9 protein-coding genes are annotated in these 20,884 nt (G+C 61.4%); 4 read left to right on the forward strand and 5 right to left on the reverse strand.

What is annotated here, in order from left to right; all coding sequences use genetic code 11:
• Positions 1 to 4 precede the first annotated feature (4 nt).
• Positions 5 to 289 (forward strand): putative quinol monooxygenase, encoded by a 285-nt coding sequence (locus J1G35_RS19610; RefSeq protein ID WP_053133560.1) that lies wholly within the window; start codon positions 5 to 7, stop codon positions 287 to 289.
• Positions 290 to 481: 192 nt separating this feature from the next.
• Here the strand turns inward: J1G35_RS19610 and J1G35_RS19615 are convergent, their stop codons facing one another.
• The 3 genes from J1G35_RS19615 to J1G35_RS19625 are packed head-to-tail and all read right to left on the reverse strand — an operon-like array spanning position 482 to position 3,314.
• Complete coding sequence (locus J1G35_RS19615; RefSeq protein ID WP_223015769.1) at positions 482 to 1,957, reverse strand: glucosyltransferase domain-containing protein; 1,476 nt, start codon at positions 1,955 to 1,957, stop codon at positions 482 to 484.
• 32 nt (positions 1,958 to 1,989) lie between these two features.
• Complete coding sequence (locus J1G35_RS19620) at positions 1,990 to 2,943, reverse strand: glycosyltransferase family 2 protein (protein ID WP_223015770.1); 954 nt, start codon at positions 2,941 to 2,943, stop codon at positions 1,990 to 1,992.
• A complete protein-coding gene (locus J1G35_RS19625) occupies positions 2,940 to 3,314 on the reverse strand; it encodes a GtrA family protein (RefSeq protein ID WP_053133569.1) in 375 nt (124 codons plus the stop codon). The genes J1G35_RS19620 and J1G35_RS19625 overlap by 4 nt, the downstream gene beginning before the upstream one ends.
• Positions 3,315 to 3,537: 223 nt before the next feature.
• Here J1G35_RS19625 and J1G35_RS19630 point away from each other — a divergent pair, with 223 nt between their 5' ends.
• Together J1G35_RS19630 and J1G35_RS19635 are read left to right on the forward strand one after the other, a co-directional pair.
• Entirely contained in the window at positions 3,538 to 4,674 is a 1,137-nt protein-coding gene (locus J1G35_RS19630) for an OpgC domain-containing protein (protein WP_053133572.1), read from the forward strand.
• A 62-nt stretch (positions 4,675 to 4,736) separates the two neighbouring features.
• A complete protein-coding gene (locus J1G35_RS19635) occupies positions 4,737 to 11,225 on the forward strand; it encodes an NEL-type E3 ubiquitin ligase domain-containing protein (RefSeq protein WP_223015771.1) in 6,489 nt (2,162 codons plus the stop codon).
• Between the two features lie 50 nt (positions 11,226 to 11,275).
• On the opposite strand, the gene J1G35_RS19640 is transcribed toward J1G35_RS19635, so the two are convergent.
• Together J1G35_RS19640 and J1G35_RS19645 are read right to left on the reverse strand one after the other, a co-directional pair.
• Positions 11,276 to 12,694, reverse strand: coding sequence for an amino acid permease (locus tag J1G35_RS19640; RefSeq protein WP_053133578.1), 1,419 nt, complete (start codon positions 12,692 to 12,694; stop codon positions 11,276 to 11,278).
• A gap of 247 nt (positions 12,695 to 12,941) precedes the next feature.
• Positions 12,942 to 17,525 carry a hypothetical protein gene (locus J1G35_RS19645; protein WP_223015772.1) on the reverse strand — a complete coding sequence of 1,528 codons (4,584 nt, stop codon included), beginning with the start codon at positions 17,523 to 17,525 and terminating at the stop codon, positions 12,942 to 12,944.
• Between the two features lie 180 nt (positions 17,526 to 17,705).
• Here J1G35_RS19645 and J1G35_RS19650 point away from each other — a divergent pair, with 180 nt between their 5' ends.
• Positions 17,706 to 20,837: a transglycosylase domain-containing protein gene (locus tag J1G35_RS19650; protein WP_223015773.1), complete on the forward strand. Its 3,132-nt coding sequence runs from the start codon at positions 17,706 to 17,708 to the stop codon at positions 20,835 to 20,837.
• The last annotated feature ends 47 nt before the right edge of the window (positions 20,838 to 20,884 follow it).

Below are 20,884 nucleotides of genomic sequence, written 5' to 3' on the forward strand. Positions count from 1 at the left end.
GCTCATGTTGAAAGTCATCGCTGAAGATTTCATCAAACCCGAATACCTCGACATCGTGCGGCCCTGGTACGCCGAACTGGTGGAAAAAACCCGCCAGGAACCGCTGTGCATTTCGTACGATCTGTTTGTTGATCAGAAAGACCCAGGGCACTTCATTTTCATCGAGCAATGGCCCGATCAGGCTGCGCTCGACACCCATTGCCGGACCGAACACTTCACCCGGCTGGTGCCGCAGATCAACGAGTATCAGGCCAAGCCGTGCAAAGTACTGTTGATGGATGCGTTCTAGCCCACCCTTTCCCCGCTGAACCGGACCACCGACGGCATGGTTGAAACAAGGAGCTTCACATGCCGTTACTGGACTTCGCTGCAATCGCCGGGCAACTGCCTGACAGTTGGAAATCCAAGTGCCTGGGCCGGTGGGTGATCATTGATGGCGAGGTGAAGCGGTATAGCTCCCAACCTCGGGTTAAAAAACCCTTCACGGATTAACACGAGGCTGTTGTTTCATGACGATATAGCCGTCGCCATCTTCCAGATATATGGAGTAAAACAAATTATCGACTATGGGCCGGGCGTCGCGTTTCAGGCGTACGTCGGCCGAATGTTCGTGGCTGGCTCGGACCACATTGGTGATCCCCACCCTGGCCATCGCCTCTGGTAAAAACAAAAAATCAGCGCCCACCAGATACGGTATGACCGGCATGATTGACACAGTTCCGGCAGAGGCCGGCAACCAAAAGTCCTGAGCACTGGCATTAAAGTAAAAGACCTTTACCGAAGCAAGCGTTGCATTAGCGCTGATCGAATAGGCCAAACTACTCATCAGGTCAGTTTCCAGCGTCCTCTTCAAACTCAAAACCCGACCATAACTATAAGAAACGGACACCATTAAAATGACCGGCAGCACCACCAACACCGTTAACTTGCGCTGCACAGCACTTAACCACTGGTAGATCACCAGCACTATAAAAACCAGCAAAGGCCCGGCCCCCAACATTGCCCTTGAGTCATTATTCTCGTAGAAAAAAACCAGCATGATTCCAGGCACAGAAATTATCATCAACGGCACTATCGACACATAAGCCACACTCATCAGGATTTTACTCACCCAGCCTGGTCTTTCACGCATTCCAGAACACCACGCCCAGGCATAACCCAGCCCAAACAGAATCGCCATCACCGCGAAAAACCCTGCATGCCCACCCGTGTACAAAGGGCGAATCCGTTCTTCAGCGCTTTCCAGGCGCTGGAAGATGACAATCGGCCAATTCTCATCCAAAGCAAGGAGCCGCTGCCGTTCCTTGCCCATGAACGGCACGATCGCGAAGAGATAAAAAAGCGCGGCAACGCCTGCTTGAGCTGCCTTTTCAACACCCAACATCACCCACTCGCGGGTTGTTTTTTGATCGTTAATCGCTCTGTACAACTCGATGCAGCACAACCCGAAAAACGCATTGATGAGTGGCTGATAAACACACAGTGCACAGCCAACCAGTAAACTTGCGCCCCACCATTCAACCCACTTTCTTTCAGACTTCAAGGTGATAGCAAACACTATCATCGCCAACCCTACCGTCATCACCGGGCCGTCGTATTTATAAACGAGATCACTCAAAAACAAGGGACTGAAAAACATCGGCAACACCACCGCCGACGAACACACATTCACCTGACTGAAATAATGAAATGCGAGTTTCTCCAGCGCCTTTGCCATGAACAAACCCGCCACCAGCAAGCCCAATGGAAAAGAGTCGGGCGCGCCATTTGACAGGGATAAGAAATGATAAAAACCATCAATTAAAAAACGCCCTTCAGCCCGCCATGACGCATACCCGGACGCGGCCCTGAAACTGTCTTCAACGTAAAAATAGTCAGCCAGAATCAATGGATATACATAGACTAAAACCGCCACCAAAAAGAATATGAAACTTTCTCTTCTCGACCATTCATGCATGCACATGTTCCGGCGCCTCCTCTAAGCCCCCGCTAAACACCGATTTTTTGGCAGGCTTGCTCTACCCGACGCACAACGCCTTTAACCACATAGCGCGGCCGATGTTTGGTTTCCATATAGATACGCCCTACATACTCCCCCAGTATCCCGATCCCAATCAGTTGCACGCCACCCAGGAACAAGATCGCCGTCATTAACGACGGATACCCCGGCACGTCATTGCCAAACAGCACTTTGTCCAACGCCAGGTACCCGGCGTACACCAACGCGATCAGCGAAATCACACTGCCGATATAGCTCCATAAGCGCAGCGGCAACGTGCTGAACGAGGTGATCCCGTCCAACGCCAGGTTCCACAGTTTCCATGCGTTGAATTTGCTTTGGCCCACCGTGCGGGGTGCTCGATCGTATTCGACAATGGCCACGGTAAAGCCGGCCCAGGACAACACGCCCTTCATGAACAACTGCTGTTCGGGCAGCGCCTTGATCACGTCCACCACCTTGCGGTCCATCAGCCGAAAGTCGCCGACGTTTTCTTCGATATGCGTGTAGGAAATACGGTTGAGCAAGTGATAGAACATCGACGCACTGCGGCGCTTGAGGTAGCCGTCGCTGGAGCGGTCACGACGTTTGGCCAGCACCACATCGGCGCCGCCCTGCCATTCATGGATCAAGCGCGGGATCACCTCGACCGGGTCCTGCAGGTCCACATCCATGGGCACCACGGCATCACCCGTCGCGTATTCAAGCCCGGCGAACAGCGCGGCCTCCTTGCCGAAATTGCGCGACAGATTGATCAGCACCATATCGCTGTCCGCCATGGCCAGCGCCCGGGCACGTTCGGCGGTACGGTCGGTGCTGCCATCGTTGATAAGCACGACTTCAATCCTGTGAGTCTGCAAATCCTGCGCCTCACGCACTGCCCGGTAGAACGGCTCGATCGCCTGTTCTTCGTTGAACACCGGCACGATCAGCGAAATCTTCATTGCCCACGCTCACGAAACACCACCCACCTGGACAGCAGGAAACCGCAGACCAGGCTCAACAGCGAAAAGCCCAGCACCGTGACGATGCCCGGCCAGCGCCAACGGTCCGCCAGCCACCCCACTCCCAGGCTCAAACCGCCCATGCATGCCATAAACAACAGATAACGCGTCAGCGAGACAGGCACGACAAAGGTGTAGATCGCGTTGACATAAAACGAGAAAGACGCCGCCACGCCAAAGGCCAGGACGTTGCTCGCGGCCTGGCTGAGGTCCAGCGCGGTCCTGAACACAAAAAACAGCTGCCAGTGGATCAGCGTGTTGGCGACCCCGATCACTGTGTAGCTGGAGAACCCCTTCCACAGGTTGGTCATGCCGTCACCCTGTTTCGCCAGCCTCCAGCAAGCCATGGCATCTGTTGTTCGTCTACTGTCAGAATTAACAGGTCGCCGCTGCGCGCAGTTGAGACATTCAGTAATACCCAACCTTTGCAATTGTTTACAAATATCGCCAACCTGCGCCCGCCCGACACGCGGCGTACGACAACGTGCGCGTTCGCCTGTCATTACTAAACTTATTGTTCAAGAGCCCGCTGCCATGCTGAACGGACGCGACCCACGCATCGATTTTTTTCGGGGCCTGGCGTTGATCTTTATTTTCTGGGATCACGTCCCCCACAATCCCCTCGGCCAGATCACCCTGCGCAACGTTGGTTTCAGCGATGCTGCGGAGGTGTTTGTATTTCTCGCCGGCTACGCGGCGGTGCTGGCCTACGGCAAGATCCTGCAACGCGACGGCTACTGGATCGCCTCACTGAAAATCCTGCGCCGCGCCTGGGTGTTGTACGTGGTGCATATCTTTTTGCTGGCGATGCTGATGGGCATCGTGTTCTTCGCCAACAGCCATGTGGAAACCCGCGACCTGGTCGAGGAGATGGGACTGACCCATTTCGTCACCCACCCGCAACAGGCCCTCACCGATGAGCTGCTGCTGCGCTTCAAGCCCAACCTGATGGACCCGTTGCCGCTGTATATCGTGCTGCTCGCGGGCCTGCCGCTGGTATTGCCGTTGCTGCTGCGCAGGACCTGGCTGGTGGTGGTCGGGTCGGCGACGGTGTACCTGCTGGCACCGTGGATGGGCTGGAACCTACGGGCGATTGCCGATGGCGTGTGGTACTTCAACCCGGTGACCTGGCAGTTCCTGTTTATCCTCGGTGGCGCGGCCGCGATCCAGGCCACACGGGCGCGCCCCGCAGACACGCGTGCGCTGGCACGCCAGCCGCTGTTCATGGCGGCGGCGGTGTACACCGTGCTGGCCGGTGTGCTGACGCTCTCCTGGCGCTGGCCCGAAGTGCACGACGCGCTGATGCCCGCCTGGCTCAGCGATTTGATCTATCCCATCAGCAAGACCGACCTGTCGCCACTGCGCCTGCTGCACTTCCTGGCCCTGGCGTACGTCACCGCCAAACTGTTACCCGGCCGCGGCTGGACGCAAAACTGGCTGGCCGAACAAAGTTGCCGCATGGGCCGCTACTCCCTGGAAGTGTTCTGCCTCGGCGTGCTACTGGCCCCCCTGGCGGACATGCTCAACGCCCAAGCCGGTGATGCCTGGCCCATGCAGATTTTCAGTGCCCTGCTGGGGATGGCGTTGATGGCCGGGCTGGCGGCGTGGCTGGAGTTCAACAAACAGCTGGACCTGCGCCAGCGCAGCACTGCGCGGCAGTTAAATAGTTAGCCCCAGCGCCGGCATGCGCGGTGATTCCATCTGCCTTCCACTTATCGTGAAAGGTAGAGCGCATGCCGTCTCATCAATTACTCAACGGCCTGTCCGGCAATTTGCAGTCGAGTACCCGCTGGGCCCAGCAACAGGCGCTGGAGCTGATCCAGCGCAATGTGCTCCAGGCCCTGGATGGCCTGGATGCTGAGGAAAAACAACGTTTCCTGCAGCTGCAACGCCAGGCCCTCGCGGCGCTGACGGCGGTTGACGCCGAGAAAGAACGGGTCGTACGCACCTTCAAGGAAGACGGCCTCGCACAGCTACGCAGCAGGCTCGGCGGGCGCGATCCCGAGCAGTACCGCTTCGATACCACCTACATCGAAAAGGTCCAGCAACCCCTGCCCTGGGACCGGCAGCCAGGTAGCTACGTCAGAGTCCCTCGCCGCTCCGTGCTGGAGTACACCGAAGTCGTCCACGTCAAGAGCATGTCGCTGTGGGAGGCGGCTTGCGTGAATTTCGGCTTTACCTCCTATCTGACGACAGACTCCGGCTACAGCCTGATCGGCGCCAGCCGCGTGGTGGGTTTCAACGGCGACACCAGCCTGAGTGCCCGCGAGTTCGTCGATGTCGCCCGCGAGTTGGACCTGGGCCACAAACTGCAGCAAACCATTCGCGCGACCCTGGGCCAGGACGGCACGCTCAACCGCCTGATGGGTGCAGCGGCCTTGGCCCTTCTGCGGTTCGATGTCCTCGACGCCTGGCGCAACCGCGCGCACAACGGCCTGACCCGCGCCATGTACGACAGCCTCATGGCGTCAATCGAAGGCAGTGGGCCGCCACTGCAGGTCGACAGTTTGAGCCTGACATCGGGTGTCACCCCCATTATCTCGGTGCCCTTCGTACCTTGGGACAACGCCATCCCAGTGCCTTTGCTGTTGATCAGGGTTGCAAGCCTGGGAGTGCTGTCCTATTTCCCTTTCCGCCCCGGCGGTGCGTTGCGCTATCACAGCGATGCGCAATCGGCAGAGGCCGATTTCCGCCAACAGCTTGTGGACAGTCACAGAAAAGACGACCTGGGTTGGTTTTCCCGACAACTGCCGTTAGTGGGGATGTCCGTCTTCAAACCCTTGCTGACCCTGGAAAAGCGCCCGGAAGGCTTGAGTTGGTTGGCGGGAAAACTCTATGACGGTTTTCACAAAGCCTTTCCGGAGCGAACCCTGGATGACATTCGCTTCTCCACCGACCCCTACACCGGCCCCGCCAAAACGCTGCTGCAAACCCTGACCTACCGCCAGTTACAACGTTGTCAGGCCGACATGGACACTCTGGCCAACACCCGCTCCGACACCGACTGGCAAGCACTCAAGGACGCCGCCGCGGCCATCGCCGGCGAAGTCCTGCAACTGCTGCTCACGCCGCTGCCTGGCGGGGTCACTGGGCTCAACCGGCTGATGCAACTGGCGGTGCTGGGCAGTATGACCTACAGCGTCAGCGTGGGCCTCAATGAAGCGGTCAAGGGCGATGCCAGCGGCTTTGCTTCGACCCTCACCGACGTCGCCGACCTGGCCATCAGCGGGCGTTTGATCGGTATCGCGAGCAAGCTCCATCATCAGCGCATGCTTGAATACCTGCAACGCCTGGGCAACCCGCGCAAAGTCACGCGTCCGGACGGTGTTGAGGAACTGTGGAAGCCCGACGCCCGCGCCTATGCCCATCCAAAGCCATACGTACTCGAGGGCAAACGCGCGGACGCCCTGGGCGTATTCAGCGTACACAACAACTACTACGTCAAACTGCGTCATGAGGAACAGACGGTGGTGGCAGAGGTTGTCCACGACCAGGCCACTCAGCGCTATGTGCTCAAGCACAGCCGCAGCCCCTACAACCCCCCGATTGTGTTTGACCCGGCCTTGCAAGCGTGGACCTTCGACCTGCACGACAACCAAGCCCTATCGGATACCCAACTGCTGCAGCGCATGCTGCCCAGCGGTTCGTCGATTATCCTGGAGGCGGACCTGGAGCGGATGCTGCGCAGCACCGCCACCTCCCGCGCAGCCCTGGAGAATGCCTGGCACGGCGAACCGGCGCCCTGGAACCTGATCGAAGGCGTCCGCCGCCTGCAGGCCGACCAAGTCATCGAGCAAGTCATTAATCGCTTTCACGAAGCCGGCTACCTGCCGCCCTATGGCGACAGCGTGGTGCTGTGCCTGCTGACCCAATTGCCCGAATGGCCGGCCGCGGTACTACTAAGCATCAGCGACCCGCAAGGCAGCGTCATCGAAACCTATGGAAAAACCGAAACGCCCGTTCCCTCAGTGACCACCCTCACGATTATCCGCAGCGCAGAGGGCAGCTACCAGGCCGAAGCAGACCGTGGCCAGCCCCACCATCGGGACGACCCGCTGCTGAGCCTGGTGATTGAGCTGCAACCGACCACCTCGCAGTTGGGCCTGACCGAACAACCCGACAGCACCCCCGAACAGCGGATCCTGGCGGTACGTCGCGCCGTCTGCAGCCTGGCCCGTCGCGAACGCATGGCGCTGTTTTCCGCGCTGGTGAACTACGCCGGTTATGAGAAAAGTGAGCAACTACCGCCGCCCAACGTCAGACGCTTCCTCGCGGTCAAGGCCTCGGCGCCTCTGGTGCCGGCCACCGCCTTGCTGAAAAAATTGCGTGACCACAACAGCCCGTTGACGCCGGCCCTGCTCCAGCGGCTGCTGCAACAGCACCCGCTCACCCCGCGCCAACAGCAGGCCTACCTGCGCGAAGGGACATTGCCAACGGCCTTTGCCGAACACTTGGACAACCACCGCACCGCCCTGCGCATCGATGCCGCGATCGACGCGTTGTATCACCCACGGCAGTACAACAACGACACCGATCAATGGGCCAGGGAGTTCGCTTCGGCCTTGATCCGCCAACGCCTCAAGCGCCCTTTCGTCATCACCGAAGTCGTCGCGGGCAACATCGCCAAGCCCTATCGCTCCAGCGGCGCTGATGACCTCACGGTGGAACTGCGCCACTACGGCGAAGGCGTGTATGAGGCCTATGACATGCGCAATGCCGGCACGATTGCGGTGTCACCGGCGGTGGACAGTTTTTACCTGGCCATCGGCTCGGTGCTGCAACCCCACGAGCGACAACAGCTGGGCATGAGCAGCGAAACCGACGCCAGAGGCCTGCGCAACACCCTGGGCAACTACATGAGCCAACAACGCGGCCCGGAAGGTTTTGTGCGACTGGCCGATGGCTCGCTGGCGCAGTACGAACACACCCTGTCCATGCCGGCCAATTTGCGGCCCGACGCTCTCGGCATCACCCGCCTTGACGGCGACCAATACCTGCCGCTGTTCGGCTCCTGGTACCGGATCGTCTACGACAAACAGGTACTCAAGTGGCGGTTCAAACACCCGCAAAAGATCGGCGTCGAAACGCCGACCCTGGAGCACAACGGTGACGGCGCCTGGCGCTTGTCCACTGAGAACCCAATGAGTTGGGACGACCACAGCCTGCTCTATCGACTGGGCGGCGACCACAACGCCTTTACCGAGGACACGGCCAGCACAATTCTCGCCCTGACCGATACCCCGCCCCATGTGCTGCGCCGCGTACACCGCAACGGCCACGCTGCTCCACCCTTGCTGACGGATACCTGCAAGCGCTTGCGCATTGACCAGGAAATCGACCGGTTCATCGAAGCGATGTATGAACTGCCCACCACCTCCTCCGCCCGCCCGGACCTGCAGTTGCTGGTGATCACCAGCCTGCCGGGCTGGCCCGCCAGCCACGTGTTGCAGCTTGTCGACAGCGACAACCGCGTCATCCATCGCTACCACGAACGCCCGCAATCTGATCAGCAGACCGTGGAGATCAGCGTTGCAACGCTCGAAAATCCAAGGCTGCTGGAGGCCCTTCTGCCCCACGATGAGGTGGTCAGGGGCCTGCTGGGACAGTTACCCGAAACGCTGGAACAGCGCCGAATCCAACTGATCACCCGCATCGTTGAGTTCACTGACCGCGAACGCGCGAAAATCCTCGAGTCCCTGTATCGCCAAAGCGAGTCCGAAGGCACCGAGCCGCAGCGTCGCTTCAAGGCCATGCACCCGAACCTGCCCAACAATACGGTCAAGGCGATTCTCGGCCAAGCCACGACACGCGAGCTCAAACAGCTCAATGAGCGCAACCAACTGAGCCTGCGAATTGGCGAACAGGCACGCCTGAGCGCCCACGAATTGCGCCTGAACCGCGCGTTCGAAGGCTTGTACGTGGATGCCTGCGCCAATGCCGACAGCGACCGGATCACCCTGTACCTGCTGCGCATCCTGCCCGGCTGGCCGAGGAACCTGCGCGTCGATATTCGCGAACGGGATAACCAGGGTCGCTTGCTGGAAACCGCCGGGCACCTGGGCGGCGCATCACGCAAGACCGTGGCCAAAACCAACCGTGGTTATCAGGCCTATGATCTGCAGGGCGAGCCGCTGGGCACACCCTCGACCAGATTGCTGCAGGTCATTCTCAGTACCTTGTCGCCTGCCGAGAAAGCCCTTCTTGAGGTCGACACCCAGAGCGGCATCCGCCATCTGCGCAACCAACTGGCCGAGCTGGCCTTCGCCCGTCGTGTGGAAATCAAGCGCCTGCTGGATATCCCCCACTTGCAACCCTGGATGCAACCGGCCATGGGCGTCGACCGCACATTTCTGGTGTACCCGTTCTGGCAGCGTATCTGGCCGTTCCGCGGTCGCCGCCCACCGGACCTGGTGGCCAAGGTCCAGGCGCTTTATCCGCATTTCAACGATGACGATGCGCGCCGTTTTCTCCAGGCCTTGAACATGACTGACCCGGAAAAGCTGATCGAACTGGAGCGCCTCCAGGGCGAGTTCGTGGCCATGGAAAACGCGCTGATGCGCTGGAGCGAAGGGTCGTCTTCAAACGAAGATCTTGTAGCCGACTCCAGGGACACGAGCCGTTGGCGACGTCGCTTTATCACCGCCCGACTGCTCGGGGCCTGGCAACGTATAAGCACCACGTTTTACATAGAAGGGCTGTTCAACCTGCAGTCACTCGAGTTGCAGTTGGACGACGAGAGCTTGCCCCCAGCTTCCTTCATATCGGACCCCCGCGCGTTCAATCACATTGAATACCTGAGGATTTCCGGCAACACGTTCCCGGCCACGGGGCCAGATTTCCTGGCCAAATTCACCCAGCTCAAGGCATTGCGCCTCGATTGTCGGCTAACGGAACTGCCGAGCGCGATCACCGATATGACCTCGCTCACCCACCTTTACCTGGACGACAACGACATTCGGTTGACCGAAGAGGCGGTGGTACGCCTGGCGAGCATGGTCAACCTGCAAAAACTGGATCTGACCGACAACCCGGACCTGACCCTCACACCGGACGTCAGCCAAATGACCCAACTGAGCACCCTGATGCTCGCCAACACCGGCATTACGCAATGGCCGATTGGCGCCAGTGCGCTGCCGGTGCTGACCCAACTGCACCTGCAGACCAACTCGATCACCACGATTCCGGAAGAGGTCTTCACCAACCCCTGGCTGCAAATGGCCAATCGCAACACCTTCCTGCACGAGAACCCGCTGTCGGCCGAGACCCTGGCGCGCATCGAAACGTACCGCCTCGATACCGGTATTTCCCTGGGCGGCCGATTGTATACGCCGGCCCATGCACCGGTGGCGTCGAATGACTTCGACACCTGGCTGTCGGGCGTAGCCCCCACGGACGTGCCAGCGCGCCGACAGCTGTGGGAACAGTTGAAAGCCAATGAAACGGCGAGTGCCGACGATGTGTTCCGGGTGCTGCGCGACCTGCCGCGAACGCTCGCGTACCGCACAGTAGAGTCAAGAATGCGTCTGACGGATCGAGTGTGGGACTTACTGATTGCCATGGGCGAGTCGACGCAATTGCGCAACACGGTGTGCCTCAATACCTACGGCTCAGGCAATTGCGGCGACAGCGTGATCCTGGCCTTTACCAACATGGAACTGCATCACCGCATTCACCAGGCCAAGCAGCAACCCAGGAGTTACCTGGCTGATCGGGCATTGCTGGATCTGGCCAGGCGCTGTTTCTACCTGAATCAGCTGGATCATTTTTCCGATCAGTTCATTCTCGAGCGCGAGCGCGCCCGACTGGAAGTCGACCCCGCCGAAGTCACCGTTTACCTGCGCAGTAAACTGGCGCGCGAATTCAACTTGCCGTTCTATCCACTGGAATTGCTCTACACCGTGGATAGCTATGTGACTGACGAGGTGATCAATCGGGCCCGTGCGACGCTGCGCGCGCTCGGCCAGTCACCTGCCCTGCAGGAGGCCATCCTGACGACCGAGTTCTGGATCGAGTATTTGGCCAGCGCTGAGCCGGAGGCGTTTTTTACCGTCAAGAGCACCATCGCCTATAAGGTCAGTGCGTTGGATCAGGAGTTCCCGAGCCGGGACTCCGATGAATACTGGAACCGACGCCAGTTATTGATCGACGAGGAAACCGACGAGTACAACCGCCTGGTACGACAGTTGACGGAGGGCACGCAACGGACGCTACAGCGCGTCTGAACCACGACGGGCCTGCCTGCGGAAAAACAGGCAGGCCATGTTTCAAGGGATCACGCCGAACGCTGTGAACCCACGCCGACCTGGGTCGGTTGCAGTTTGAACACGTAGAACAACACCGTCAGCAGCACCAGGAACACCGGCCCGACATACAGCGCCACGCGGGTGTCCGGGAAGTACGCCATCAGGCCCACCACCAGCACCAGGAACGCCAGGGCCAGGTACGAACTGAGCGGGTACAGCCACATGCGGTACTTGAGGGCTTTCTGTTCGGCCGGGCTCAGGCTCTTACGAAACTTGAGCTGGGCCAGCAGGATCATGACCCACGTCCAGATCGCGCCGAAGGTGGCGATGGACGTAACCCAGACGAAGACTTTCTCGGGTACCAGGTAATTGAGCAACACTCCCAGCAGCAAGGCAAAGATCGACAACAGCAGCGCTTTGCGCGGTACACCGTTGCGCGATGTGGTACCGAACGCCGCGGGTGCCTGGCCATTCTGCGCCAGGCTGTAGAGCATGCGCCCGGTGCTGAAGATGCCGCCGTTGCAGGATGACAACGCTGCGGTGATCACCACGAAGTTGATGATGCCGGCCGCAGTCTTGATACCCAGGCGCTCGAAGGTCATCACGAACGGGCTGCCCTGGGTGCCGATTTCATTCCACGGGTAGATCGACAGAATCACGAACAACGCGCCCACGTAGAACAGCAAAATGCGCCAGAACACCGAGCCGATTGCACGGGGAATGGTCTTCTGCGGGTTCTTTGCTTCACCGGCGGTGAGGCCGATCATCTCTACACCCAGGTAAGCGAACATCACCATTTGCAGGGACATCAACACACCCTGCACGCCATTGGGCATGAAGCCGCCGTGGGCCCACAGGTTGGAGATACCCAGTGCCACGCCGTCGTTACCAAAGCCGAACGCGATGATGCCGACGCCGCCGATCACCATGGCAATGATGGTGACGATCTTGATCAGCGCGAACCAGAATTCGAACTCACCGAAGGCCTTTACCGCGATCAGGTTGATGGTGCCCATGCTGATCAGGGCCGCCAGGGCCCAGATCCAGCGCGGCGTATCGGGGAACCACACGCCCATGTACACCGCCACGGCGGTGATCTCTGCCACACACGTCACCAGCCACAGGAACCAGTAGTTCCAGCCAGTCAAAAAACCCGCCAACGGGCCGAGGTAATCCTGGGCATAGCGGCTGAACGAGCCGGCCACCGGGTTATGCACGGCCATCTCGCCGAGGGCGCGCATGATCACCAGGATGGCCAGGCCACCGATAATGTAGGAGAGCATGATGGCCGGACCGGCCATTTCGATGGCCTTGGCCGAGCCCAGGAACAGGCCGACACCGATACAGGCGCCGAGCGCCATCAGGCGAATATGCCGTTCGCCCAGTTCGCGTTTGAGCGGGCCGCCCGAAGCGGTCTCGCCATGGGGCAGGTGGTTGCCGACTGGCATAGGGATACAACCTCGTCTTGTTATTGGATATGAGCCTCCGAGTCCGGCACGCCACGGCGGGTGTGCCAGGGCGTGCCGTGTCCGCTTGACCTTTTGGGTCAACCGGTCTGGCCGGGCCAGATCAGGGGGGTGCAGTATAAAAAGCTCAACCCAGTTATTTTCACTCTAGAAACGGCAATATTCAGCGGGAAACCCCGGAAAATTCCGATTGCGCGGTTGGAGTATCGCACGGCAATGGTGCAGCACTTCAAGCCTGGACCTGCCAGTCTGGCGTCCACATCGGTGCTTCGAAGAACAATCTGCGCGCCATGCGCAGGTAGATTTCGCCGCGATGGATCTCCACGGTCTGCCGCACGCGGCCGGTCTGCCCGGCCTGGATACTGGCAAATGCCTGGGCCTGCGCCTGGGCCTGGGACTGCTTACCCATGCGGTGCTGCTCCAGGGTCTTGAGGTGCGCGGCGGTGAAATGATCGTCCGGCCCGGCCTGGCGCTCATAGTGGAAATGCGCGTACCACAACGGCTGGCGGGTATGCACATCCATTACCACATAGGTCTGCAGCCAATCATGGGGGCTGGCGGCCAGGGCAACCCGCTCGCCTTGGCGAAAAATACGCGCTTCATGATGGCTGACCAGCACGTCCACGCCGGACTGGGTGGGTAGGCGCGCCTTGATGGCATTCAAGCGCGCCTGCAGGCCCTGCTCGGATAAGCGGCTGGCCGCAGCGCGCAACTCATCGGCTACGGTCCTGGCCCGCGCCTGTTGCGTGGCGGCCAGGCGACCCGGTTCGCTGTGCTGCAAGTGACGGTGGATGGCGTCGGCACACTGGCGCAACTTGGCGGCGTGCTGATCCAGAAGGTCCTGCAACGACTGCGGTTCATTGGACTTTGGCGCCATTTTGAGCACCTCGGCGATGGCCGGCGCGACCGACGCCTGCAACGCCTCGCCCTGCTCAATCAAACGATTGAGATTAGGCAGCGCAGCGGCGCGCCGGGGAACCAGCTTCTTGACCGGCTCCCACACCCCGTCGGCGGCGTGGGTAAACGAGGCAATCACGGTGTTCTGGGCGTCCACCACCTCAGCCACCTCGACCGGCTGCTCACCGGTGGTCATCTTGACCTGGGCCACATACAGATCCTGGTTGCGCGTGCGGATGATGTTTTTCAGCGCCGGGCGCGGTGCCGGCGCGGCAAGCGGTGCGGGGCTCACAGGGGTCAGGGCCACAGCCAGTTCGCGCTCGACCTCAGCGTGCAATTGGCCACACAGCTGCTGCAACTTATCCAGGTAATCGAGGTGGAATTTGTCCGGCTCCATCGCTCGCCAGAACTCGATGCGGTCATCGGTCTGGGCGTAGACATGGTTGAGGCTATCCAGCAACTCGATACGCAATTGCGCGCTCAGGGGCGCCAACTCATGCAGTTGCGCCTGGGACCGGCTGGCCCAACGTGCACGGTTGATGGTGTCGTCCAGGCTTTGGAAAAAATCCTCGTCCAGCCGCGGCCCCTCGGTCTTAAGCGCCACCGCCCACAACGCCGTGACTTGCAATGACTGCAGATCCAACACCGACGGCGATGCCGCCTGGCCCATCCGCAAGCTCTGGGCGCGGTCCTTGCCGTACTTGGGAACGCCTTCCAGCGCTTGCAGGAAGCTGACTTCCTGGGTGCGCCAGCGGATGGCGTGCTCGTTGCTGTCAGCCAACTGCCGCAGGCCGTCCATCAACGTCTGGTGCGCCTGTTGATTGATATCCCAGCTGCTCTCCTGCTCATTCAACGACTGCACCTGGTCCAGCACCGGAACCAACCGGGTATTGATGGCGATGGTCGTTACGCGGGCCTGCGTCAACAGTTGCTGAAGGTTGAGGATTATCCCTTCGAGCGCCGTCGACAGTTCACGTTCGTAACCCGGCCGGTGCTTGAGTGCCTGCAGGTCCTTGAGGCAATCGAGCTCCAACAGCGCCGCATCCAGCTTATTCTGCAGCTCCTGGGTATAGCGGGTACCCGCCCGGGCGCGCTGCTCGTCGGTGAGATTGGCAACGTCACTGGTCAGCAGGTGGTAAGCCACCACCACGGCCCGATTGGCAGCTTCGCGCCGCTGGCCGTATTGGCGATAATCCTGCTCCAGTTGCTGGCGGCGCGACTCGGTGTTGGTCACCACCGGTGTATCGGCCTGACCACCCAGCAGGCGCAGGCGCAAGTCCACCTCCCAACGGCCAGTGTCCAACAGCTTCAGCCAAGGCCCCATCTCGCGACCATCGGCACTGATCACCCGCACACTGTCATCCGTGACCCTGGCCCGATAGACATGCCCGCGCACCAGCACCTGCCACTGCGGCGGCTGTGCGGCGGCGTTGAACAACACCCCGTCGAGCCGTCCGCCTACCTGCGCACCCGGCAAACGCGCCGGCCAGGGCTGAGCGAACGCCTTAAGGCTGAGGCGTTCGAGCCGGGCCTGCAGAGGCGGCGTCAGGGTGTCACGGGCATTGCTCCAACCACCGGGGGCACGCAACGGGATGTTCAGCGGGCCGCGCGTCAGGGTCGGCGGCGCCAGCCTTGGCGGGCTGGGTGCGAACGCCGGATCGCGCAGATCCAGGGTCGACGGCACCTCGCGGGGCGAAGCCCGATGCGCGAGGATCAGCACCAGGTTGCTCAACAGGTCCATCACGCCCTGGGCCTGGGCGGCCGGGTCGGTGCCGCTGATGGCCTGCACATCACGGTGCACGCTGTCCATCACCTGCACCATCCATCCCGCCAGCGCCACCGGGCCTCGCAGAAACGGCAACAGGCTGTTGAACAGCAACCAGCCACCTTCTTTCAACGTCGCCCAGCGCTGCTCGGCGTTGGACACCGATTGGCGCTCTGCCAGGCTGACCAGCGCCTGCACCGTGGAGGCGAACACCCCAGGCAACGGGTCTTGCGCAATCAACTTTTTGCTCAAGCGAACCGACGCCGGACGCTCGGGCACACTGAACTCATCGCCAGCGAGAAAATGCCGTACATGGGGTTCTTCGAAACCGCCATTGGCATACAGCGCCTGGCGCGTTGGCGGCAGCCAGGCGAGCACCGTGTCCTGCAACGGACCGGCCGCCTTGATCGCCTCGAACAACGCCTGGGCGGACGAAAACTCCTGCAGGCTGGGGCTGAACAGTGGCTGGTAGAGCAGATGTGGCCCGTCGTCGGCATCCCTTGGACCAATCACATACAGATTGAGCACCGTGTCCGGGGAAGACGTGGGCGTGACCTTGAATGCCAGCGGCCATAACGCCGCCTGCGGCGGTTGCATCAGGGCCGCCTGCACCAGGCGATAGCCGGCGTCGGTCAGGCCGTGCTCGCCCTTGAGCTTCATCTGCAACGCCAGCAGCGGCAGTTGCGCCCGCACCTGTCGGGTAAACAGCGCTTCACGGCGTTGCCGCTCGGCCGGGTCGTCCAGCAGTGTTTGCTTGAGCAGCGCCGGGTACGTCTGGCCGATATCCACCTCGCTGACACAGCCCAGCAGCAAGGTTGCCGTGAGCCAGTCGGGTGCGGGACTGCCCTTGAGTTTGATCGCCGAAGGCAAGTGCGGGAAACCGCCGAGGTTCTCCAGGGCCAGGTCCGTCAGTGTCAACGTCAGCGGATGTACATCGCCGGTGGCAAAGCCGCCGGCAGTCATGGCCGCCGTGACGATGTGGTAAGTCAGCTCGATATCCTGCGGCTCGATGCCACTGGCGCGGCGATCCTTGCGCAGGCAGTCCTTCAGGGCCTGGTCGGCAAAGGTCAGGATCGGCGCGATACCGTCAAGAAACGTACCCGCGCCCGCCACCACCAGGGCCTGCAATGCATGGGCGTAGGCCAGGCTGTCGGCCGCCGAGGCATGGATCAGCCACAGTGGCAGTTGGTCCTGCAGGCGCAGTTGATACGGGGTCAGCACCGACTCGAACCAGCGCGAGGGGTCGGTCACATAATCGAGCATGGCTTGAAATTGTGCGGACGAACGCGGTACCGAACGGTCGATGGCCAACACATCCGCGCGTTGGCGTTCGGCATAGCTGGCGGCCAGCGCATCGAACGGATCGCCCCACGGCTCCTGCACAAACCACTCAAGCGCCTGGTCGGCCAGGCGCGCGCTCAGGTAGTCGGGAATCAAGACTTCGATATCGTCCAGGCGCTTGAGCGGGTGCAGGCCGGTCGCGGGGCTGAACAGCCACTGGTCGAGAATCAACAGCGGCAGCATCTCCGGGGTCTGCGCGCTGCCTTGGGGCCTGACATGAACGGTGTGCACCGGCAACGCTGCCGCGTCCAGGGTCCACTGGCGATCAGGGCGACCGGCCCGCAGCGACGCGCGTGGGAACAACCGAGTGAACTGCGCCGCGTCCATGCCCGGCGGCTGCGGGCTGTCGTACAGCAACGCCAGCCAATCATCGGACAGGTAGGCCCAGCGCTTGGTGTTCACCGGCACCACAGCCCGCCACCAGTCCAGCAGTTGTTCAAGCCAGGCATCGAGCAGGTCCGCCCCGAGTTGGTTGACCACCTCTTCAACATCCAGCAGCGGCGGGCCACCGGGCACATGGATTTCCCGTTGATGCACGAACACCTGATGGTAATCCTCTACATAGCGCGTCGGCTGCGCACTGGCCAGGCGCGTCACCACTTCATCGGCGAGGGCGCTGTAGTGGGTCTGGTCGGCCGACATAGGGGTGCCGATGGCGACGTGTTCCGCACGCAGGCCGAGGCTGGGGAAGCGCCGATCCAGCGTGGCTTGCGCCTGCTTGATCGCGGCTTCGCGCAGGGTCGGTGGGGAGGAAAACAGGCTGAGGATTTGCTCGATATGGCTACGCCGCGACGAGGGGGTTGCAGGCATGGGTTGGACTTCCTTGTGACGGACGCTGGATTCGGTCCGGTAAGCCCTGAACGGTAAGGAAGTAGCGCGGCCATCTGCGGTAACCGAGTGCCCCCACGCAGACAAATTCCTCGACGGCGCCAATCAGCGTCTAAGCTCTATTCAAGTCCGATCAATCTGCCGGGATGGGATCAATCGACTATGGGCGCTTTATGGCAAACCGATTCAACCAAGGCTGCGGTTCCCACCGATAGCGCGGATGAACAGCCATTGCCACCACGCCCCCGCAAACGCTTGTACCGGTGGCGCATGGTGTGGCTGCTGCTGGTGATCGCACTGATCGCCGCGGGGTTTGCCGCCCAGCGCGAAATGCGCACCGCGCAGTGGCAAGCCCGCGAACTGAGCCGCCTGGCCGCCACCTTGCGCTACACCCTGGAGCCCGGTGCCAGCGATGCCATCGTGTATCCCGGCGACGGGCCTTTCGACAAACGCCTGGGCTATAGCGACCTCGATCAATTCCTGCCGCGCCTGCTCAAGCGCAATTACCTGATCCAGCGCCAGGTGCGTTTTTCCGCACCGCTCATGAGCTATGTCGAGCGCGGCCTGTTCGTGCCCTATGCGGAGAAGATCCAGGCCGGCTTGTCGATCTACGACTGCCGCGCCGAGCCGTTGTACCAGTTCACCTACCCGCAGCACGCGTACCAGGATTTCAGCGCGATCCCGCCGGTGGTGGTCAACAGCCTGTTGTTCATCGAGAACCGCGAACTGCTCGACCCGGCCCAGCCCCAAGCCAACCCGGCAGTGGACTGGCCGCGCTTCGCCAAGGCGGCCTGGTCACAAGTGGCAAGGCTGTTGCACTTGCCGGGGCAAAGCGCCGGCGGCAGCACCCTGGCCACCCAGCTGGAAAAATACCGCCACTCCCCCGACGGCCTGACGCTGTCCGGTGGCGAAAAACTGCGCCAGATGTTTTCCGCCAGCGTGCGCGCCTATCAGGACGGCCCGCAGACCTTGGCGGCGCGCCAGCAGATCGTACGCGACTACCTCAACAGCGTGCCGTTATCCGCCGTGCCTGGTCACGGTGAAGTGCACGGCATGGCCGAAGGTCTGCGGGTCTGGTACGGCGCCGACTTCAACGCAACCAACGCTTTGCTCGCCGACAGCAGCATGCAAAACCTCGCGCAAAAAGGCCTGGCGCTGCGCGAAGTGTTGTCGTTGATGATTGCCCAGCGCCGGCCGTCCCATTACTTGTCCAAGGGCCAGGCGGAACTGGCGAACCTGACCGACAGCCATATCCGCCTGCTGGAGCAGAACCGTGTACTCGACCCGGCCCTGGCCAAGGCCGCCCTGGCCAGCAAAGTCAGTTACCGCGACTGGCAGCAGCAACCGACGCTGCAACCGATCGAAACCAACAAAGGCATCAGCATGGCCCGCAGCCGCCTGGCCGCCCTGCTCAACCGCCCACTGTACGACCTTGATCGCCTCGACCTGTCCGCCACCAGCACCTTGCAAAATGACCTGCAAACCCAGGCCACCGCCTACCTCAAGCAGCTGGCCGACCCCGTCTTCGCCGGGCAACTCGGCCTGCTCGGTCCGCGCCTGTTGACGCCCGCCAGCACCGCGCAAGTGCGCTACAGCTTCACCCTGTATGAGATGACCGGCGACGGCGCGCGGGTGCGCGTGCAGACCGACAACACCGACCAGCCTTTCGATATCAACGAGAGCAGCAAGCTGGAACTGGGCTCCACCGCCAAGCTGCGCGTGCTCACCACCTACCTGCAAATCATCAGCGAACTGCACGAGCGCTATGCCGGCCAGGCACCGGCTGCGCTGAAAAAAGTCGATGTCGCCGAGCAGGATCGGCTGTCGCGCTGGGCCTTGGATTACCTCGCGCAAACCCCTGACCGGAGCCTGCCGAAGATGCTCGACGCGGCGCTCGACCGGCAGTATTCCGCCAGCCCCGCCGAGAGCTTTTTTACCGGCGGCGGCCTGCATCGCTTCCACAACTTTCGCAACGAAGACAACGGCCGCAGTCCCAGCTTGCGCGACGCCCTGCGCGAGTCGATCAACCTGCCGTTCATTCGCCTGATGCGCGACCTGGTGCGCTACAGCACCTATCACGGTGACAACAACAGTGCCGAACTGCTCAAGGACGATAGCGACCCACGGCGCCAGGAATACCTGGCCCAGTTCGCCGACCGCGAGGGCACCACCTTCCTGTTGCGCTTCTGGAAGAAGTACCGCAACAAGGACACCCAGGCGCGGCTCGACACCTTCCTTGACGGCATGCGCCCTACGGCCATTCGCCTGGCCGCCGTGCACCGTTATCTGCTGCCCCAGGCCAACCAGGAGAGTTTCAACCGTTTTGTCCGGGCGCATCTGAACAGTCAAAAAACCTCGGAAAAACTCACCGACGACCGCCTGGCCAGGCTCTACACCGATTACGGCCCCGGCACCTATGACCTGCCGGACCAAGGCTATATCGCCAAGGTCCACCCGCTGGACCTGTGGCTGCTCGGCTACCTGTTGAACCACCCCGACGCCACCTTCACACAGGCCGTCGCCGCCAGCGAACATGAGCGCCAGGAAGTCTATGGCTGGCTGTTCAAGAGCCGGCACAAGAGCGCGCGGGACAGCCGCATCCGCACCATGCTGGAGGTCGAGGCGTTCCTGGATATTCACCAGCGCTGGCAGGCGGTCGGCTACCCGTTCGACCACCTGGTGCCGTCGCTGGCCACCGCCATCGGCAGTTCCGGCGACCGCCCGGCGGCCCTGGCGGAACTGGTCGGCACGATCCTCAACGACGGCGTGCGTAAGCCGACCCTGCGCATCGACAGCCTGCACTTTGCCGCCGACACGCCGTATGAAACCTGGTTGGTGAACAACCCCGACAAAGGCAAGCGGGTGATGCCCAGCGAAGTCGCCACGGCCTTGCGCGGCGCGTTGTCCCAGGTGGTAGATGCGGGCACGGCGAAACGCGTGTCCGGCAGCTTCAAGCTGGCCGACGGTACACCGCTGGCCATGGGCGGCAAGACCGGGACCGGCGACAACCGTATCGAGGCGATTGGCGCTGGTGGGCGGGTCCTCAGTTCCAAGGCGATCAACCGCACGGCAACCTTTGTGTTCTACATCGGCGAGCGGCATTTCGGCACCCTCACCGCTTTTGTCCCCGGCAGCGGCGCGCAGAATTTCACCTTTACTTCGGCGCTGCCGGTGCAGGTGCTCAAGGGCATGGCGCCAGTGCTGATGCCCTACCTGCAACCGGGCAGCCATACCTTGTGCACCCCCGCCGCAATGGCGGTCACCGAGGGCGGTAGCCGGCTGTTTTCGAGGTGACATTTGTTGAACGGAATGCCCGGTTATCCGGGCTGTTCGAGCCAGTA

Source organism: Pseudomonas sp. SH10-3B, assembly GCF_019891415.1.
GTDB lineage: Bacteria > Pseudomonadota > Gammaproteobacteria > Pseudomonadales > Pseudomonadaceae > Aquipseudomonas.